Raw genomic sequence first — 16513 nt, forward strand, 5'->3', positions numbered from 1 at the left:
CAGTACCGCAGCCGCACAGAGGACCGACCACGGCGCGCCCCGTCCCCGGTCGGGTGCGGGGCGCGCGTACCGGGAGGGCCGGCCTCGGGCGCACGGAACTCGCACGTCCGGTGGGACAGCCTCTCCCGTGTCAGGACGGCCGGGCCGGGAGGCCGGGTCAGCTCGATGGGGTACGCGGGGATCTCCGTGGTCACCCTCGCCGTGATCGGCTCGCTCACCGTGCTGCCCGCACTGCTCAGGATCGCCGGCCCCCGGATCGACTCCTGGCGGGTACCGATGCCCTGGGACCGCCGGCGGAGCGCGCCGCGCCCGGAGACGGCGGGCCGGTGGTACCGGACGGCCCGTCTGGTGATGCGCCGTCCGCTGGCCACCACGCTCGCGGTGGTGGGGCTGCTGGTCGGCCTCGGCCTGCCCTTCCTCAGCGCCAACTGGGCCCGGCCCGCCGAGTGGGTGCTTCCGAGCGGCTCGGACGCCCGGGTGGTCACGCAGCGGCTCGACACCGAGTTCGACCGGGACCCCACCAGGGTGATCACCGCGGTGGTCACCCTGGCCGGACCGGCCGACGCCGCCGGACCGCTCGGCGCCTACGCGGAGCGGCTCGCCTCGGTCCCCGGGACGAACGGCGCCACCGTCACCCGGACCGAGGGCAACCTGGCCCGCATCACCGCGCACTACTCGATGGACCCGATGTCCCGCGACGCCCGCACCATGGTCGACCGGCTGCGCGCGCAGCCCCGGCCGGAGGGGTCGACCACGCGGTTCACCGGGATGCCCTTCTCACGGGTCGACATCGTCGACATGATCGGCTCCCGGGTGCCGTGGATGGCCCTGTTCATCGCGGTGGTCTCCTCGGTGGTCCTGTTCCTGGCCTTCGGCTCGGTGACCGTCCCGCTCAAGTCCGTGCTGCTCAACCTGCTCTCGCTCTCGGCGGCCTTCGGCGCGATCAAGCTGGTCTTCCAGGACGGACACCTGCACGGCCTGCTCGGCTACACCCCGATCGGCGCGATCGACGCCGACTTCCCGGTGCTGATCGTGGCCATCGCCTTCGGTCTGGCGATGGACTACGAGGTCCTGCTGCTCTCGCGGATCAAGGAGGCGTCCGGCTCGCGGGCGCCGGCCTGCCACGCGCGCGGGGTGACCCCGTAGGTGGCCCGGAACACCCGGCTGAAGTGGCTGGTGCTGACGAACCCCCAGCGGCCGGCGACGGCCGCCACGGTGGCCGGGCGGGCCGACGGGCGGGCCAGGTCGCGGCGGCACATCTCCAGGCGGCGGCGCTGGATCCACCGCCCCACGGTCACGCCCTCGTACTGGAAGAGCTTGTGGAGGTAGCGCACCGAGAAGTGATGGGCGGCCGCGATCCCCTCCGGGGTGAGACCGGGATCGCCCAGCCGCCGCAGGATGTACTCCTTCGTCCGGGCGATCGTGGCCCGGACCTCCTCGGGAGCCGGCCGGGCCGCCCGCCGGCGGTGTTCGTGGGCGAGGACGGCGAGCAGGTCCTGGGCCGTGCCGGCGAGCCGGGCGGCCGTCTGCGGGTCCAGCGAGTCCACCGGCCGGGCCAGCCGCCCCAGGTAGGCGGCCACCAGCGCGGCCGTCCCGGTGTCCGTCCGGAAGGCCGTCCCGGACAGCTCCCGCAGATCGTCCTCGGTCAGCCCGGCGGCCTCCCCCGGCCAGTGGAACGCGGTGCCGGAGAAGTCCTCCGAGACCTCCAGGACGACCGGGCGGCCGGCCCTGGCGACGGCGAACGCACCCGGACGCAGCGGCAGCCGGTGGCCGTCCAGGAGCAGCGCGGCCGTGCCGTGGTGCGGCAGGACCAGGGTCACGTGCTCCTCCCGGCCGCAGAGGACCACGCTGCGGCCGTGCGCGGCCGGCCAGGGACCGGCCACGATCGAGGAGATCCGCAGCGGCCCGAGCCGGTGGCCGGCGATGCTCGCGGCGTACGGGACGCCCCGGGACGGTGCCGACGGCGGCACGGCGGCCGGGTTGCCCGCCCGGTGCGGGCGGCGGGCGGCGGGCACCGCGCCGGGCGAGGACGGGGCGGGGACGGGAGAGGGGGCGAGGGTGAGGACGGACATCGGTACTCCTGCGGCGGCCGCCGGGTGGTGTCCGGGTGGGCCGCGTGCTGACGCGGGGTGAGGATGGAGGCGCGGGGCCGCGAGGGCCGGGCACCCGGGCCGTCGCCCGGGCCGGCCGGAGAAGCCGCCGCGCCCGCCCTCCCATTCCAACCCGCCGGCGGGCCCGAGAACAGGAAGAACAGCAGGAGGAACTTCGCCCTGGAAACACCCCGGCCGCCCCTGGAGCGCCGGCCGCCCCGGCCGGTCCCCCGGTCGCGGGTCAGGCGAGGAAGGCGGCCAGTTCGGAATTGACCTCCTCGGCGTGCGTGAAGATCAGGCCGTGCGGCGCGCCCGGGACGATGCGCAGGGTGGCGTCGGCGAGCAGGGCGGCCAGCGGTTCGGCCGTCACGGCCGGCGGCAGGGTCCGGTCGGCACCACCGTGCAGGACCAGCACCGGCACGTCGATCCGGGGCAGGTCGGGCCGCAGATCGGTGCCCCAGGCGTCCGCGCAGGCGGTGGTGGCGCGGGCGGAGGATTCCAGCCCCACGCCCCGGTGGTAGGCGGCCACCCGCTCGCTCACCCCGGCACCGCCCAGCAGGTCCACCGCGTACAGGTCGTGCAGGTAGCCGGTCATGAAGGCGGCCCGGTCGGTCACCACCGTCTCGCGCAGCGCGCTCAGGGCGCCGCCGCCGGGGCAGTCGTCGGCACCGGACGGGTACGGCGGGGCGGCGGCGATGAGGACGGCGGACCGGACCCGTCCGGAGCCGTGGACGGCGAGGTAGCGGGTGACCTCGCCGCCGCCGAGCGAGTAGCCGACCAGGGTCGCGTCACGCAGGTCGAGTGCGGTGACCAGCGTGTGCAGATCGGTCGCCAGGGTGTCGAGGTCGTACCCGTCCCAGGGCCGGTCGGAGCGGCCGAAGCCCCGGCGGTCGTAGCTGACGACCCGGTGGCCGGCCGCGAGGAGGGCCGCCTCCTGGCTCTCCCAGGAGGCGGCGTTGAGCGGCCAGGCGGGCACCAGGACCACCGGGCGGCCCGTCCCGTGGTCCTCGTAGTAGAGGCGCACCGGGGCGGCGTTCTCCTCGGCGACGGTCAGGAAGGGCATGCGGGGCTCCGTGGATCGGTCGGACGGGGCGGACTCGTCGACCGTACGGACGGGCCCGGGCCCGACTGTGCCGCCGGCGCACGCCCTCTGGCCGCCGGGCGACCGTGCCCGGCTGAGGCCCGCGCCCGGCGGAGGGACCCGGCTACCAGGGGTGGCGGTGCAGGGCGATGTGCAGGGTGTCCACGGCCTGGATCAGGGCGGAGCGGGCCGAGTCGGTGCGGCAGTGGGAGTCGAGCAGCACGAAGCCGTGCACGACGCCCTGGTACCGGGTGGCCACCACCGGGACGCCCGCCCGGCGCAGCCGGGCCGCGTAGGCCTCGCCCTCGTCCCGCAGCACGTCGGCCTCCGCGGTGATCACCAACGCCGGTGGCAGGTCAGCGAGTTCCGCCAGCTCCGCGCGCAGCGGGGCGGCGGCGGCCTGCGTGCGGTGGGCCGGGTCGGGCAGGTAGGCGTCCCAGAAGCGGCGCATGTCCGCCCGGTGGAGGAAGTACCCCTCGGCGAAGGCCCGGTAGGACGGGGTGTCGAAGTCCGCGTCGGTGACCGGGCAGAGCAGTACCTGGTGGACCAGCCGGGCACCGCCGCGCCGGCGCAGGAGCAGGGTCAGTGCCGCGACGAGGTTGGCGCCCGCCGAGTCACCGGCGGCGGCCATCCGGCTCCCGTCGAGGCCGATCTCGTGCCCGTGCTCGGCGATCCAGCGGGCCACGGCGTAGCACTGCTCGACGGCGACCGGGAACCGCGCGGCGGGCGGGCGCCCGTAGTCGACGAAGACCACCGCGGCGTCGGCGCCCACGGCGAACTCGCGCAGCAGGTGACGGTAGCTGTCGGCGTCGCCCAGCGCCCAGCCGAGGCCGTGCAGGTAGAGGACGACCGGGGTCGGCCGGGCCGCGTCGACCGGTCTGATCACCTGGATCCGGACGTGACCGGCCGGGGTCGGCAGCGCCAGCCGGCTGGTGACCGTGTCCCGGTGACCGTCCGACGGGTGCGGTCCGGCCAGGAAGGAGAGGTCGAGGGGCTCCGGCGCGGCCTCCCCGGACGCCGCCGCGGCGGAGCGGCGGGTGTGCGAACGGGCGGTCAGGAACTCCTGGAGGCCGTCGTCCAGGATCGGGCCCCGGGCTTCGGGGGTGGCGCTGTCGGACACGGGTCTGCTCCTGGCCTGGTGGCCGGTCGGACCGGCTGCCGCGGGTGGTCGGCGTCTCCCCCGGTCGGTCGGCGCCTCGCTCGGGTGCCCGGCACCGCGGTGTGCGGTGGCCGGGCCGCGGTGCCGGGCACGGCGGCGAGCCGGGGGGACTGCCACCGTGCCCGGAGCGCGTGCCCGGCCGGGGCCCGGGGCGCCCGGACGGCACGCCTCCACGCTAGGCACCGGCCGGGCCCGGAACCTTGCCGAGAGCGAACCGGAATCCGCCCCTCCGCGCACGGCGGCCCCGTCAGGCCTCCTCGGCCCGGCGCGCCCGCCACTCGCGCGGGGACGTCCCGTACGCGGCCCGGAACGCCCGGCTGAAGTGCGCGGGGTTGACGAACCCCCAGCGCTGGGCGACCGCCGAGACGGTCGGTGCGCTGCGGCTGCGCCGGCCGAGCTCCCGGGCGCACTCCTCCAGCCGGCGCCGCTGGATCAGCCGGCTCACCGTCACCCCTTCACCCTCGAAGAGCCGGTGCAGGTAGCGGACCGAGATGCGGTGGGCGTCGGCGATGCTCTGCGGGGTCAGCCCGGGATCGCCGAGCCGCCCGTCGATATGGGTCCGGACCAGCCGGACGAGGTGGGCGTTCGCGTCGTCGGGGTCGGCGGCCGGCCGGCCGGCGAGCTCGGTGACGAGCGTCAGGAAGAGGTCGGCGACGCTGTCGGCCAGCAGGTCGCCGGCGGCCACCGGGTAGCTGGGCGCGGCGTCGGCGAGGGTGTCGAGGAAGGGGAGCAGCACGGCCCCGAGGCTCTCCCGCGAGGTGACGGCCCGGCCCGTCACCCGACGGATCTCGGCCTCCGGCACACCGAGCAGTCGGTGCGGCAGGTGGAACACGTGGGAGCGGAAGCGCTCCGGGTAGTCCACGGAGTAGGGCCGCGCGGTGTCGTACAGCACGAGGTCCCCCGCCGTGACCTCGGCCCGGCGGCCGTCCTGGGTCAGCACGGCCCGGCCCGACACCTGGACACCCACCGCCACCTGCGGCTCGGCTCCGGGCGAACGCGCGATCAGGCCCGGCGTGCGGGACAGCCGGGTCGCGTCCGCCTCCAGGGTGGACACCCGCAGGCTGCCCAGCCGGTGCGACTCCAGCCGGCCGTCGAACGGACCGTCGGCGAGCGGCACCACCTCCACCGGCGCCAGGGCGGACGACACCGCCCGGCCCCAGTGCACCGCCTGCTCCCCGTCCGGCACCGCGGCGGTCGTGACCCGCTGGTTCACCAGCCTGCCCCTTTCTCTCGGCTCGCGCGGCCGAGGCCCCGCCCGACCAGCCTGCGCCGGGGCGTACCCGGTCGCCTAGGTCATCTGACTGTCGCTCCGCCCGGCGCGGCGGGCCGTGCGCCGTGAGGCACGAGGGAGTGCGCGGCCGGGACAGTCCGCGACGGGGCACGGTGCTCGACCGGCACAGCGGACACTGGGCACAGCGGGCAACGGGCACAGCGGGCAACGGGCCCAGCGGACACCGGGCACAACGGGCACCGCGGGCGGGCCCGGGGAGGACCCGGCGACCGCGGGGCAGGGCCGGCCCGTGGCCTCAGTGCCCCTCCAGGGCCTGGGTGAGCGCCGCCCGCGAGGCGATGCCGAGCTTCGGAAAGATCTTGTACAGGTGCGCCGCGACGGTGCGGTGCGAGAGCCCGAGCCGGTGCCCGATGTCCTTGTTGCTCAGGCCGGTCGCGGCGAGCCGGGCGATCCGCAGCTCCTGCCCGGTCAGCGCGTCGGGCACCCGGTGCGGCTCCGCCGCGAGCGGGCCGCCGGCGGCCCGCAGCTCCTCCTCGCAGCGCCGGGCCCACGGCTCCGCCTGGAGCCGCTGGAACGCCCGGTGCGCCGCGCGGAGCACCTCCCGGGCCTCGGCCCGGTGCCGGCGGCGCAGCCAGGAACCGTGGGCCAGCCGGAGCCGGGCCAGCTCGAAGACCCACTGCTCGGCGCCCGGTACGTCGTACGCGGCGCGGTAGGCGTCGTCGGCCGCGTCGTCCTCGGCCGCCAGGGCGGCCGCCGCCGCGAACAGGAAGGTGTGGTGGCCGGAGATCTCGCCGGGTCGCCCGGCCGCTCCGGCGGCGACGTGGGCGCGCGCCTCGGCGCGCCGGCCGGTGTGCACGGCGGCGTCGACCAGGTCGAAGGCGAGCTGGTGGAACCAGGGCACTCCCCCGGGCGGCCGACCGGCCGGGAGCAGCCCGGTGAAGTGCGTGTACGCCTCCTCGTACCGCCCGTGCGCCAGCGCGGCCAGGCCCTGCAGATGGGTCAGCCGGTCCAGCACGAACCGCATCCCGGCACGGGCGGCCACCGGCCCGATCAGCCGCACCGTCTCCCCCAGCCCGGCCTCGTCGCCGCGCCCGGCCAGGAAGTGCGCGTGGTAGTGGCGGAACATCAGCGCGTTGCAGTGGTAGCCGAGCTCCTCGGCCGCCTCGGCCTCGCGCAGGCAGACGGCCGCGAGCTCCCAGCGGCCGCGCAGGAAGTCCTGGTAGCACTTGGCCTTCGCGACGGAGCCCTGGGTGGCGTAACCGTGCAGGCCGGTGAAGCGCCGCCACAGGTCACCGTGGGCCACGTCGACCGACGAGGCGGTCCAGAGCAGCAGCCAGGCCGCCCCCGCCTCCTGCTCCTCGCTCATCCGGTCGACGAGCGCGGTCAGCTCACCGGCCACCCCGCGGGCGGTCCGGGCCGGGTCCAGCCAGGCCCGGTGGCAGAGCCGGGCGGGCTCGGAGGCGTGCTCGCGGTGGCGGTCCAGCGCCTGCCAGGCCCTCGGGTCGTCGGTGTAGGTCGCGGTGAGCAGCAGTTTGAAGAAGACCTGCTCGGCCAGCCCGTCGAAGGTCTCGGCGCCGGGGGCGGTCAGCGCGTCGAGGGCCGCGGGCAGCAGGGCGGCGGCCGACTCGAAGTCGATCCGGTGGCTCTGGTCGACGTACACCACCGCGTAGGCGAACAGCGGCGCGATGTCCGGCGGCACCGGCCGGGTCCGCAGCTCCGCCACCAGGGCCGCGGTGTGCCGCAGCTGGCCGCCGCGGGCCGCCATCACCGCCGCCCAGGTGAGCCGCCGGGCCCGCTCGTCGGGGTCGGCGCTGAGCGCGGCGGCGCGGTCCAGCAGCAGCGCCCCTTCCGCGTCGCCGCCCCGGCGGGCCAGCCGGCTGCCGGCCACCTGGAGACGGCGGGCCAGGTCCTCGTCCGGGAACAGCGCCGCCGACGCCTCGTGCACCAGCCGCTGCGGGTCCTCCGGTGCCAGGCGGGCGGCGAGCGCGCGGTGCGCTTCGCGCTGCGCGGCCGGCGGGGCCGCCGAGATCACGGCCGTGCGCACCAACGGGTGGCGGAAGACCAGCCGCCCGGCGTGGTCCAGCCGGGCCAGCCCGCCGGCCTCGATCTGCGCCAGGGCCTCCTGGGTGTCCTCGCCGGCGACGGCCCGCAGCCAGACCCCGCCCGAGGAGTCCGGCCCGGCGGCCAGCGCCGCCAGCAGGAGCAGGTGGCCGGCGGCCGGGGTCAGCACGGCGAGCCGCCCGGCGAACATCCGCTCCAGGTGGCGCCCCAGCGGCAGGCGGTCGGGCAGCGGGACGACGCCCCGCCGCTGGTCCGCGGCCAGCTGACGCGGCAGCTCGACCAGCGCGAGCGGGTTGCCGGCCGCCTCCCGCAGGACCCGCCGGGCGGCGGTGGCCGCCAGCCGCGGGTAGCTCCGGTGCAGCAGCAGGGCGGCGTCCGGCTCGGAGAGTGCCCGCACCTCGATGGGCTCGGCCGACCACGACTGGGCCACCGGACCGCCCGGGCGGCTCGCGCCGACGATCACCAGCGGCAGCTCGGCGCAGCGCCTGCGGACGAACGCGAACACCGTGGCGCTGGAGGAGTCGATCCAGTGCAGGTCGTCCAGCAGCAGCAGGAGCGGCCCGCCCAGCGAGGCCTCGGCCAGCAGCGCCAGCGTGGCGGCGCCGACGGCGAACCCGCTCGGCGCGGTGCCGGCCTGGACGCCCAGGGCACTTTCGAGGGCCTCGCGCTGATGGGCCGACAGCGCGCGGGAGTCGCCCAGCAGGGCCCAGAGGGCCTGGTGGAGCGCCCCGAACGCGAAGTCGGTCTCCGCCTCGGCGCCGACCGCGGTCAGCACGGTGAACCCGCGCGCGCGTGCCTCGCGGGCCGTCCGCTCCAGCAGCGTGCTCTTGCCGACGCCCGGCTCGCCCCGCACCAGCACGGCCGAGCCGCCCGCGCCGCCGGCCGCCCGGGCCAGTGCCGCGTCCAGCAGGTCCGTCTCCCGCCGGCGACCGATCAGGAGCGGACCGCACACCTCCCGCACCGTCGCTCCCCGGGCCGGCGACCTCCCGGAGGAGGTCGGCAGATCGTTCTCCCCGCGCGGACGCGCGGGACCCGGCGGGCCGGGGTCGCACGACGGCGACCCGTCGCCGGGCAGGGGTCAAGGCTAACCGCCCGTCAGTGGTCCGCGTCCCGGTCCGGGGACGCCCGAGGGCCCCTCAGCCACGCGTCGGCGCAGGTGAGGGGCCCTCAGGGCGTGCGGTGGTGCGGTGGTGCGTGGCCGATGGAACCGCCCGGCCCGGCCCGGGCCGGACCAGGCGGGATCGGGCCGGAGGAGCCCGGGTCGGACCGGATCAGGCGGCGACGAACTCCAGCAGGTCCTTGGTGAACGCGGCCTCGTACGCGCCGACCAGGCCGTGCGGGGCCCCCGGGTAGACCTTGAGGACGCCCTGGGACAGCAGCTTCACGGCCTTCTCGGCGGAGGCGGCGATCGGGACGATCTGGTCGTCGCCGCCGTGGGCGACCAGGACCGAGATGTCGATCTTCTTGAGGTCCTCGGTGAAGTCGGTCTCCGAGAACGCCTCGATGCAGTCGAGGGCGCCCTTGAGGCCGGCCTGCATGCCCTGCAGCCAGAACTCGCGGCGCTTGCCCTCGGACACCTCGGCGCCGGGCCGGTTGAAGCCGAAGAAGGCCTCGCTGAGGTCGTAGTAGAACTGCGACCGGTCGGCGGCCACGCCGGCCCGGATGCCGTCGAAGAACTCGATCGGGGTGCCCTCGGGGTTGGCCTCGGTCCGCAGCATCAGCGGCGGCACGGCGCCGAGCAGGACGGCCTTGCGCACCCGGTCGCTGCCGTGGCGGCCGAGGTAGCGGGCGACCTCGCCGCCGCCGGTCGAGTGGCCGACCAGGACGGCGTCGGTGAGGTCGAGCTGCTCCAGCAGCTCGGCCAGGTCGTCCGCGTACTGGTCCATGTGGTTGCCGTCCCAGGTCTGGCCGGAGCGGCCGTGGCCGCGCCGGTCGTGGGCGACGACCCGGTAACCGGCCTCGGCGACCGCGACGGCGAGGCTGTCCCAGGCGTCGGCGTTCAGCGGCCAGCCGTGCGAGAGGACCACCGGACGGCCGGTGCCCCAGTCCTTGAAGAACTTCTGCGAGCCGTCGGAGAGCGTGATGAAGGGCATGATGCGCCTTTCGGAGTCGGTGTCGGTGTCGGTGCTACGGCCGGGCCGGGGAGCCGGGCCGGGGAGCGTCGAACGGAATCGGGGGGTGTTGGGGCATCGGGGGGACGGGCGAAGGGGGCCGTCCTCAGGGGCGGGCGGTCGCCGCGGCCGGACGGTGCAGCAGGACGCGGACGGCGAGCCCGCTGCCGACGCCGCCCAGCAGGGTGACCGCCACCCACCAGGCGGCCCAGGGCGCCAGCCCCAGGGCCTGGTCGACGGAGTAGCGGCCGGGCCCGGTGAGCGCCAGCACCGTGGCGACGACGATCAGCACCAGCGGGTACTCGTAGCCGTCCTTCTGCACCCACAGGCCGTGCGGCCACTTCACGGTCAGGGCGACCGTCATCACCCCGCTCGCGCCGGCCGCCGCGAGCGGGGTCAGCGCGCCGGCGGCGAGCAGCAGGCCCGAGCCGATCTGGCCGGCCCCGGCGGCGAGGGCGGTGAGCGTCCCGCCGCGGAAGCCGTCGTGCCGGAACTCCTCCGTCCCGCCCGCCAGGCCGCTGCCGTCGAGCCGGAAGCTGACCTTCTGGATGCCGTGGCCGGCGATCAGCAGCCCGGTCACCAGGCGGAGAATGAGCAGACCGGTGTCCATGGTCTCGTTCCGTTCCCGGTCAGCCCGCGGCGTGCGGGTCGATCATGGACTGCGCGTAGACCACGCCCAGCCCGTACGCGCCGCCGTGCTCCTTGACCACGTCCAGGGTGTCCGCGTAGGTCTCGGTGCGGGCCCAGTCGCGCTGGAGCTCCAGCAGCACCTGGAGCCAGGTGACCGGCACCGCGCCGGCGGCGATCATCCGCTGCATGGCGTGCTCGTGCGCGGCCGGCGTGACACCGGCGGAGGCGTCGGCGACCACGTAGACCTCATAGCCCTGGTCGAGCGCGGACAGCGCCGGCAGGACCAGGCAGACCTCGGTCCAGAGGCCGGAGAGCACGATCTTGCGGCGGCCGGTGGCCTTGACCGCCTCGACCAGCGCCTCGTCCTCCCAGGCGTTCATCGAGGTGCGGTCGACGACCTCGTGCTTCGGGAAGACCGCGCGCAGCTGCGGCAGTATCGGCCCGGAGAAGGACTCGGCGGCGACGGTGGAGAGCACCACCGGCACGTCGAAGACCCGGGCGGCCTTGGCCAGGCCGACGGTGGCGTTGATGACCCCGGCGCGGTCGGCGCTGGCCGCGCCGAAGAACATCTGCGGCTGGTGGTCGACGAACAGCATCATCGCGTTGTCGGGCGAGATGAGGTCCGGGCTGGGCTGGGCCGAGACGCCGGCGAGGTCGAAGGCGGGTGCTGAGGAGAGGTCGGTCATGGTCGCTCCTTGAGTCGGGAGGGTCGGGATGGTCGGTACAGGGAGGGTCGGTCGGTACAGGGAGGGTCGACCGGTCGTTGCGGCCCGGGGTTCCCGGGACGCCCGGAACACCCGGCGGGCCCCGCCGGTCAGCCCCCGAAGCAGGGGTCGACGAAGCCGGCCGGGCCGGCGGGTTCGAGGCCTCGGGCGAGCCGCCACCGGTACTGCTCCTCGGCGCCGGCCGCCACCTCGGCCAGGCGGTCGGCCTGCCGGGCGCCGGAGGCCGAGGGCCGCGGGGAGGCCTGGTAGCCGCCGAAGTGGGCGACCGGGCTCCACGCCGGGCTGATCGGCGGCACCGCCTCGTCCAGGCCCTCGTACTCGGCCGCCGCGTGGACGAGACGGCCGCCCACCACGGTCAGCACGGCCTCGATGTGCGGGATGGATTCGGCGGGCACCGTGAAGTAGTCGTCGGAGAGCACCGCGAAGTCCGCGAGGAAACCTTCCTTCAGGAGCCCCTTCGTCTCCTCCTCGCCGGTGATCCGGGCGCCGCCGCGGGTGTACAGCTCCAGCGCGCTCTCCCGGGAGAGCAGCCGCTCCGGCGGGTAGAGTCCGCGACCGCCGACGGTCCGTCCGGTCACCAGCCAGTGCAGGGCCACCCACGGGTTGTAGGAGGAGACCCGGGTGGCGTCGGTGCCGGCCGCGACCGGCAGGCCGAGCGCCAGCATCTCCGTCACCGGAGGGGTCCGGGCGGCGGCCTCGGCGCCGTAGCGGTCGACGAACGCCGAGCCCTGGAAGGACATCCGGTTCTGCACGCTGATCGCGCCGCCGAGCGCGGCGATCCGCTCCAGGCTGTGCGGGGAGACGGTCTCGGCGTGGTCGAAGAGCCAGCGGTTGCCGGCCGGGAAGAGCCCGTCCGCGGCGAGCCTCTCGAAGACCGCCAGGTCGCGCCGGATGGTCTCGTCGTACGTCGCGTGCAGCCGGAAGCCCCAGCCGTGCTCCATCAGCAGCCGCACCGCCTGCTCGAACCGGCCCTCGTAGCCGGCCTCCAGTTCGGGCCGGGGCTCGCTGAAGTTCTCGAAGTCGGCGGCGGCCCAGGTGAGGTTCTCCCCCGCGCCGTTCAGCCGCAGCCACTCGTCGCCCTCGTCCGGGCGGACCGTCTCGACCCAGCGGCGCAGGTCGTCGAGCTCCTGCCCGGCGGTCTGCGGGAACAGGTGGTACGCGATGCGCAGCGTGAGCTGCCCCTCGCGGGCCAGCTCGATGACGGTGGCGTAGTTGTCGGGGAAGTTCTGGAAGCCGCCGGCGGCGTCCACCGCCGAGGTGAGGCCGAAGCGGTTGAGTTCGCGCAGGAAGTGCCGGGTGGAGGTCTTGCGGTCGGCCTCGTCCAGCGCGGGCGCCTTGGCCAGGGTCGAGTACAGCACGAGAGCGCCGGGGGCGGCCAGCAGGACGCCGTTGGGCTCGCCGTCGCGGCCCCGGACGATCTGCCCGCCGCGCGGATCGGGCGTGTCGCGGGTGAAGCCGGCCGCGCGCACGGCGGCCCGGTTCAGGATCGCGGACTGGTAGAGGTGCAGGACGAAGACCGGGGTGTCCGGTGCCGCGGCGTTGAGTTCGGCCGGGGTGGGCAGCCGCCGCTCGGCGAACTGCTCGGCCGTCCACCCGCCGACCACCCGGATCCACTGGCCCTTCGGGGTGCGCGCCGCCTGCTCGCGCAGCATCGCCAGGGCCTGGCGCAGCGAGCGCACGCCGTCCCAGCGCAGTTCCAGCACGTAGTTCAGTCCGCCGCGGATCACGTGCAGGTGGGAGTCGTTGAGCCCGGGGACGACCCGTCGGCCCAGGCCGTCGACCACCCTGGTGTCCGGGCCGATGTGGGCCGCGATGTCGTGCTCGTCCCCCAGCGCGAGGACGCGGCCGTCGCGGACGGCGAGCGCGGAGGCCTGGGGCCGGGACCGGTCGCCAGTGTGGATCTTCGCGTTGCGCAGCACGAGGTCGGCGGGGTGCTGGGGCGGGCCGGCAGCGGGCACAGTGCCGCCGACGGGCATGGAGTCGGCCATGGTCGTCGCTTTCGGGAGGAGGCCAGGAGGAAGCCAGGAGGAGGTCAGAGGGTGCGGCGCACGCCGGCCTGGCGTTCGAGGTCGCGGAGTTGGACCGTCAGATCGCCCTCCACCGCGTGGTGGGCGGGGCCGCTGCGGCCGATCGGCAGGACTTCCCCGCCCCGCATGTCCTCCAGCATCAGCGCGAACGCCGTGTAGAGGGCGACGGCGGCGAGCAGCAGCCCGAGGGCGCCGGAGAGGGTGCCCAGCCGGGCGGCGCCGGTCAGGTTGGCCAGCGCGGCCACCGTGAACCGGGGCACCGCGGCGCAGAGCACCAGCCAGAGCGCCCGCTTGCGGCCCGCGACCGCCGCCATCATCAGCGCGAACAGCGCGAAGGTCGCGTTCAGCACACCCAGGACGCGGGTGCCGCCGACCGGCTCGGCCACCAGGACGAGCGAACTCGCCAGCCAGAGACCGGAGAAGCAGGCCATCAGGGTCGCCGCCAGGACGTCCCGGGCACCGAGGGCGAACACCGCCACCACCAGTTGCAGGACGAACGCCGGCAGGATCGCCAGGCCCACCGCACGCCGTGCGCCGTCCTCGAACACACCGAGCTGGAAACAGCCGACCAGCACCGAGGCGATCCCGACCGCGTAGAACCCGAGCGGCATCGGCGAGGCGATCGGCCGCAGGTTGATCCGCGTCATCCGGCGCAGGTCCGGCTCGAAGCGGCGGCCGCCGGGCGGTTCGGCCGGGGAACTCTCGCTGGTCGTCATGGCGCCTACTCCGATGCGGTGGAAGAGCTGCGCGGACCGCCGCGACGCGGGCCGCACACGGTCCGGTTCGGCGGGGCCGGAACCCGGCTGCCGTGCGGAACACCACGGACGTTAGGGCGACTTCGGGGCGCCCGGTGCTCTCTCCCTGCACAGGCCTTGCTCACGGGCGCACCGGCGCCGCGACCGGGAGAGGGCCGCCGCCGGGGCGGCCGTTCCCGGCCGGGCCGCCCCGGCCGATGCCACGTCGCATCAGGGGACTTCGGCGTCCTCCGTTGCACCGGAGCCGCCGCGCGACCGACGGGTCGAGTCGGTCGCGGGCGTCCCGGCAGCGATGCGCTGTCGGGACGCCCGACCGGCCACCCCACCCGCCGGGCCTCCCGCGCCCCCGGCCGAGCACGCCAACGGGCCATCCGTCCATGGCTATTGACTAAGAATCCAACAGTGGCGATTCTCGTCACACCGAGTACGCGGGACATGACAGTCGCCGGCCGGGCGGTCAGGCGCCCCGGGCCGGACGGCCGTTCCTCCGCGTCGTCCGCGCACCGATACCTGAGTGGTGACCATGACCCGACACCCCCACCGCCGGAGCAGACTCGTCACGGCCCTGGCCTCCCTCCTCACCCTCCTCGCCCTGGTGTTCGCCGCCCCCGCGCCGGGGGCCTCCGGCGGGACGGGCTGGTGGGACCCGGTCGCGCGGCCCGGGCCCGACTCGCAGATCGGCGTCACCGGCGAGCCCTTCCGGGGCACCGACGCCCAGGGCCGGGTCCGCGGCTTCGTCGACGCGCACGACCACCTGATGTCCAACGAGGCCTTCGGCGGCCGGCTCCTGTGCGGCCAGACCTTCTCCGAGGCGGGGATCGCGGACGCGCTGAAGGACTGTCCCGAGCACTACCCCGACGGCTCGCTCGACGTCTTCGACCTCCTCACCAAGGGCGACGGCAAGCACGACCCGGTCGGCTGGCCCACCTTCAAGGACTGGCCGGCCCACGACTCGCTGACCCACGAGCAGAACTACTACGCCTGGGTCGAGCGGGCCTGGCGCGGCGGCCAGCGGGTGCTGGTCGACGACCTGGTCACCAACGGGGTCATCTGCTCGATCTACCCCTTCAAGGACCGCGGCTGCGACGAGATGGACTCCATCCGCCTCCAGGCGCGGAAGACCTACGAGCTGCAGGACTACATCGACCGGATGTACGGCGGGCCGGGCAAGGGCTGGTTCCGGATCGTCACCGACAGCGCACAGGCCCGCACCGTGGTCGAGCAGGGCAAGCTCGCCGTCGTCCTCGGCGTGGAGACGTCCGAACCCTTCGGCTGCAAGCAGGTCCTGGACGTCGCGCAGTGCAGCCGGGCCGACATCGACCGCGGCCTGGACGAGTTGTACGGCCTGGGCGTGCGCAGCATGTTCCTGTGCCACAAGTTCGACAACGCGCTGTGCGGGGTCCGCTTCGACGAGGGCGCCCTCGGCACGGCCATCAACGCCGGCCAGTTCCTGTCCACCGGCACCTTCTGGAAGACGGAGCAGTGCGCCGGGCCGCAGCACGACAACCCGATCGGCCTCGCCCCGGCACCGGAGGCCGAGAAGCTGCTGCCGCCGGGGGTGGCCGTCCCGTCCTACGCGGCCGGCGCGCAGTGCAACACCCGCGGCCTCACCGAGCTCGGCGAGTACGCCCTGCGCGGCATGATGCAGCGCAGGATGATGCTGGAGGTCGACCACATGAGCGTCAAGGCGGCCGACCGCGCCTTCGACGTCCTCGAATCGGCCTCGTACCCGGGCGTCATCTCCTCGCACAGCTGGATGGACCTGGACTGGACCGAGCGCGTCTACAAGCTCGGCGGCTTCGTCGCCCAGTACATGAACGGCGCCGAGGCGTTCAGCGCGGAGGCCAAGCGCACCGACGCGCTGCGCGACAAGTACGGGGTGGGCTACGGCTACGGCACCGACATGAACGGCCTCGGCGGCTGGCCGGCCCCGCCCGGCGCCAACGCCCCGAACCCGGTCCGGTACCCGTTCCGCACCGCCGACGGCGGCTCCGTCGTCGACCGGCAGACCACCGGCGAGCGGACCTGGGACTACAACACCGACGGCGCCGCGCACTACGGCCTCGTCCCGGACTGGCTGGAGGAGATCCGGCTGGTCGGCGGGCAGGGCGTGGTCGACGACCTCTTCCGGGGCGCCGAGTCCTACCTCGGCACCTGGGGCGCGACCGAGCGCCACCGCGCGGCGGTGAACCTCGCCACCGGCTCGACGGTCACGGCGGGCTCGACGGAGTGGAACCCGTTCACCAGCTACGCGGCGGCCCGGGCGGTCGACGGCGACCGGGGCACCCGCTGGGCCAGCGACTGGAGCGACGACCAGTGGCTGCGGATCGACCTCGGCACGACCACCCTGGTCGGACGCGTCACCCTGGACTGGGAGCGCGCCTACGGAAGGGCGTACCGCGTCGAGGTCTCCACCGACGGCACCGGTTGGCAGTCCGTGTGGTCCACCGCCACCGGTGACGGCGGCCTGGACACCGCGCGGTTCGCGGGCGTCCCGGCCCGGTACGTCCGGGTGCACGGGCTCCAACGCGGCACCGACTGGGGCTACTCGCTCTACGAGGTCGGGGTCTTCAGCACCTGACGGACGTCCCCGACAGGGGTTCGCGGGCCCCGGGCGACCGCCCGGGGCCCGTTGGGGCGTGC

12 protein-coding genes are annotated in these 16513 nt (G+C 75.4%); 2 read left to right on the forward strand and 10 right to left on the reverse strand.

Translation table 11 applies throughout. The annotated features are described in order from the left end of the window. Window positions 1–165 precede the first annotated feature (165 nt). The gene (locus ACIQTO_RS29905) at window positions 166–1146 is read left to right on the forward strand and encodes an MMPL family transporter (RefSeq protein ID WP_402394431.1); all 981 of its coding nucleotides are present in this window, start codon (window positions 166–168) and stop codon (window positions 1144–1146) included. On the opposite strand, the gene ACIQTO_RS29910 is transcribed toward ACIQTO_RS29905, so the two are convergent. The 10 genes from ACIQTO_RS29910 to ACIQTO_RS29955 form a co-directional block, all read right to left on the reverse strand. After that, window positions 1062–2072, reverse strand: a complete 1011-nt coding sequence (locus ACIQTO_RS29910) for a helix-turn-helix domain-containing protein (RefSeq protein ID WP_402394433.1) — start codon at window positions 2070–2072, stop codon at window positions 1062–1064. The two genes, ACIQTO_RS29905 and ACIQTO_RS29910, sit on opposite strands and share 85 nt — an antisense overlap. 259 nt (window positions 2073–2331) lie before the next feature. Next, complete coding sequence (locus tag ACIQTO_RS29915; RefSeq protein WP_402394435.1) at window positions 2332–3153, reverse strand: alpha/beta fold hydrolase; 822 nt, start codon at window positions 3151–3153, stop codon at window positions 2332–2334. 142 nt (window positions 3154–3295) lie between these two features. Next, complete coding sequence (locus ACIQTO_RS29920) at window positions 3296–4291, reverse strand: alpha/beta hydrolase (protein ID WP_402394438.1); 996 nt, start codon at window positions 4289–4291, stop codon at window positions 3296–3298. Between the two features lie 286 nt (window positions 4292–4577). Continuing rightward, window positions 4578–5543 (reverse strand): helix-turn-helix domain-containing protein, encoded by a 966-nt coding sequence (locus ACIQTO_RS29925; RefSeq protein ID WP_402394440.1) that lies wholly within the window; start codon window positions 5541–5543, stop codon window positions 4578–4580. Window positions 5544–5856: 313 nt separating this feature from the next. Next, window positions 5857–8574 (reverse strand): AAA family ATPase, encoded by a 2718-nt coding sequence (locus ACIQTO_RS29930; RefSeq protein WP_402394443.1) that lies wholly within the window; start codon window positions 8572–8574, stop codon window positions 5857–5859. Between the two features lie 319 nt (window positions 8575–8893). Continuing rightward, complete coding sequence (locus ACIQTO_RS29935; protein ID WP_402394445.1) at window positions 8894–9715, reverse strand: alpha/beta fold hydrolase; 822 nt, start codon at window positions 9713–9715, stop codon at window positions 8894–8896. 124 nt (window positions 9716–9839) lie between these two features. Continuing rightward, window positions 9840–10343, reverse strand: a complete 504-nt coding sequence (locus ACIQTO_RS29940; protein WP_402394447.1) for a DoxX family protein — start codon at window positions 10341–10343, stop codon at window positions 9840–9842. 19 nt (window positions 10344–10362) lie between these two features. Then, window positions 10363–11049, reverse strand: a complete 687-nt coding sequence (locus tag ACIQTO_RS29945; protein ID WP_402394450.1) for a hydrolase — start codon at window positions 11047–11049, stop codon at window positions 10363–10365. 128 nt (window positions 11050–11177) lie between these two features. Beyond that, a complete protein-coding gene (locus tag ACIQTO_RS29950) occupies window positions 11178–13076 on the reverse strand; it encodes an amidohydrolase (RefSeq protein ID WP_402394453.1) in 1899 nt (632 codons plus the stop codon). A gap of 44 nt (window positions 13077–13120) precedes the next feature. Beyond that, window positions 13121–13831, reverse strand: a complete 711-nt coding sequence (locus ACIQTO_RS29955; RefSeq protein ID WP_402394456.1) for a GPR1/FUN34/YaaH family transporter — start codon at window positions 13829–13831, stop codon at window positions 13121–13123. Window positions 13832–14393: 562 nt separating this feature from the next. On the opposite strand from ACIQTO_RS29955, the gene ACIQTO_RS29960 reads away from it, so the two are divergent. Further along, window positions 14394–16451 carry a discoidin domain-containing protein gene (locus ACIQTO_RS29960; protein ID WP_402394459.1) on the forward strand — a complete coding sequence of 686 codons (2058 nt, stop codon included), beginning with the start codon at window positions 14394–14396 and terminating at the stop codon, window positions 16449–16451. Window positions 16452–16513: the final 62 nt, after the last annotated feature.

This window comes from Kitasatospora sp. NPDC091207, assembly GCF_044768625.1.
GTDB lineage: Bacteria > Actinomycetota > Actinomycetes > Streptomycetales > Streptomycetaceae > Kitasatospora.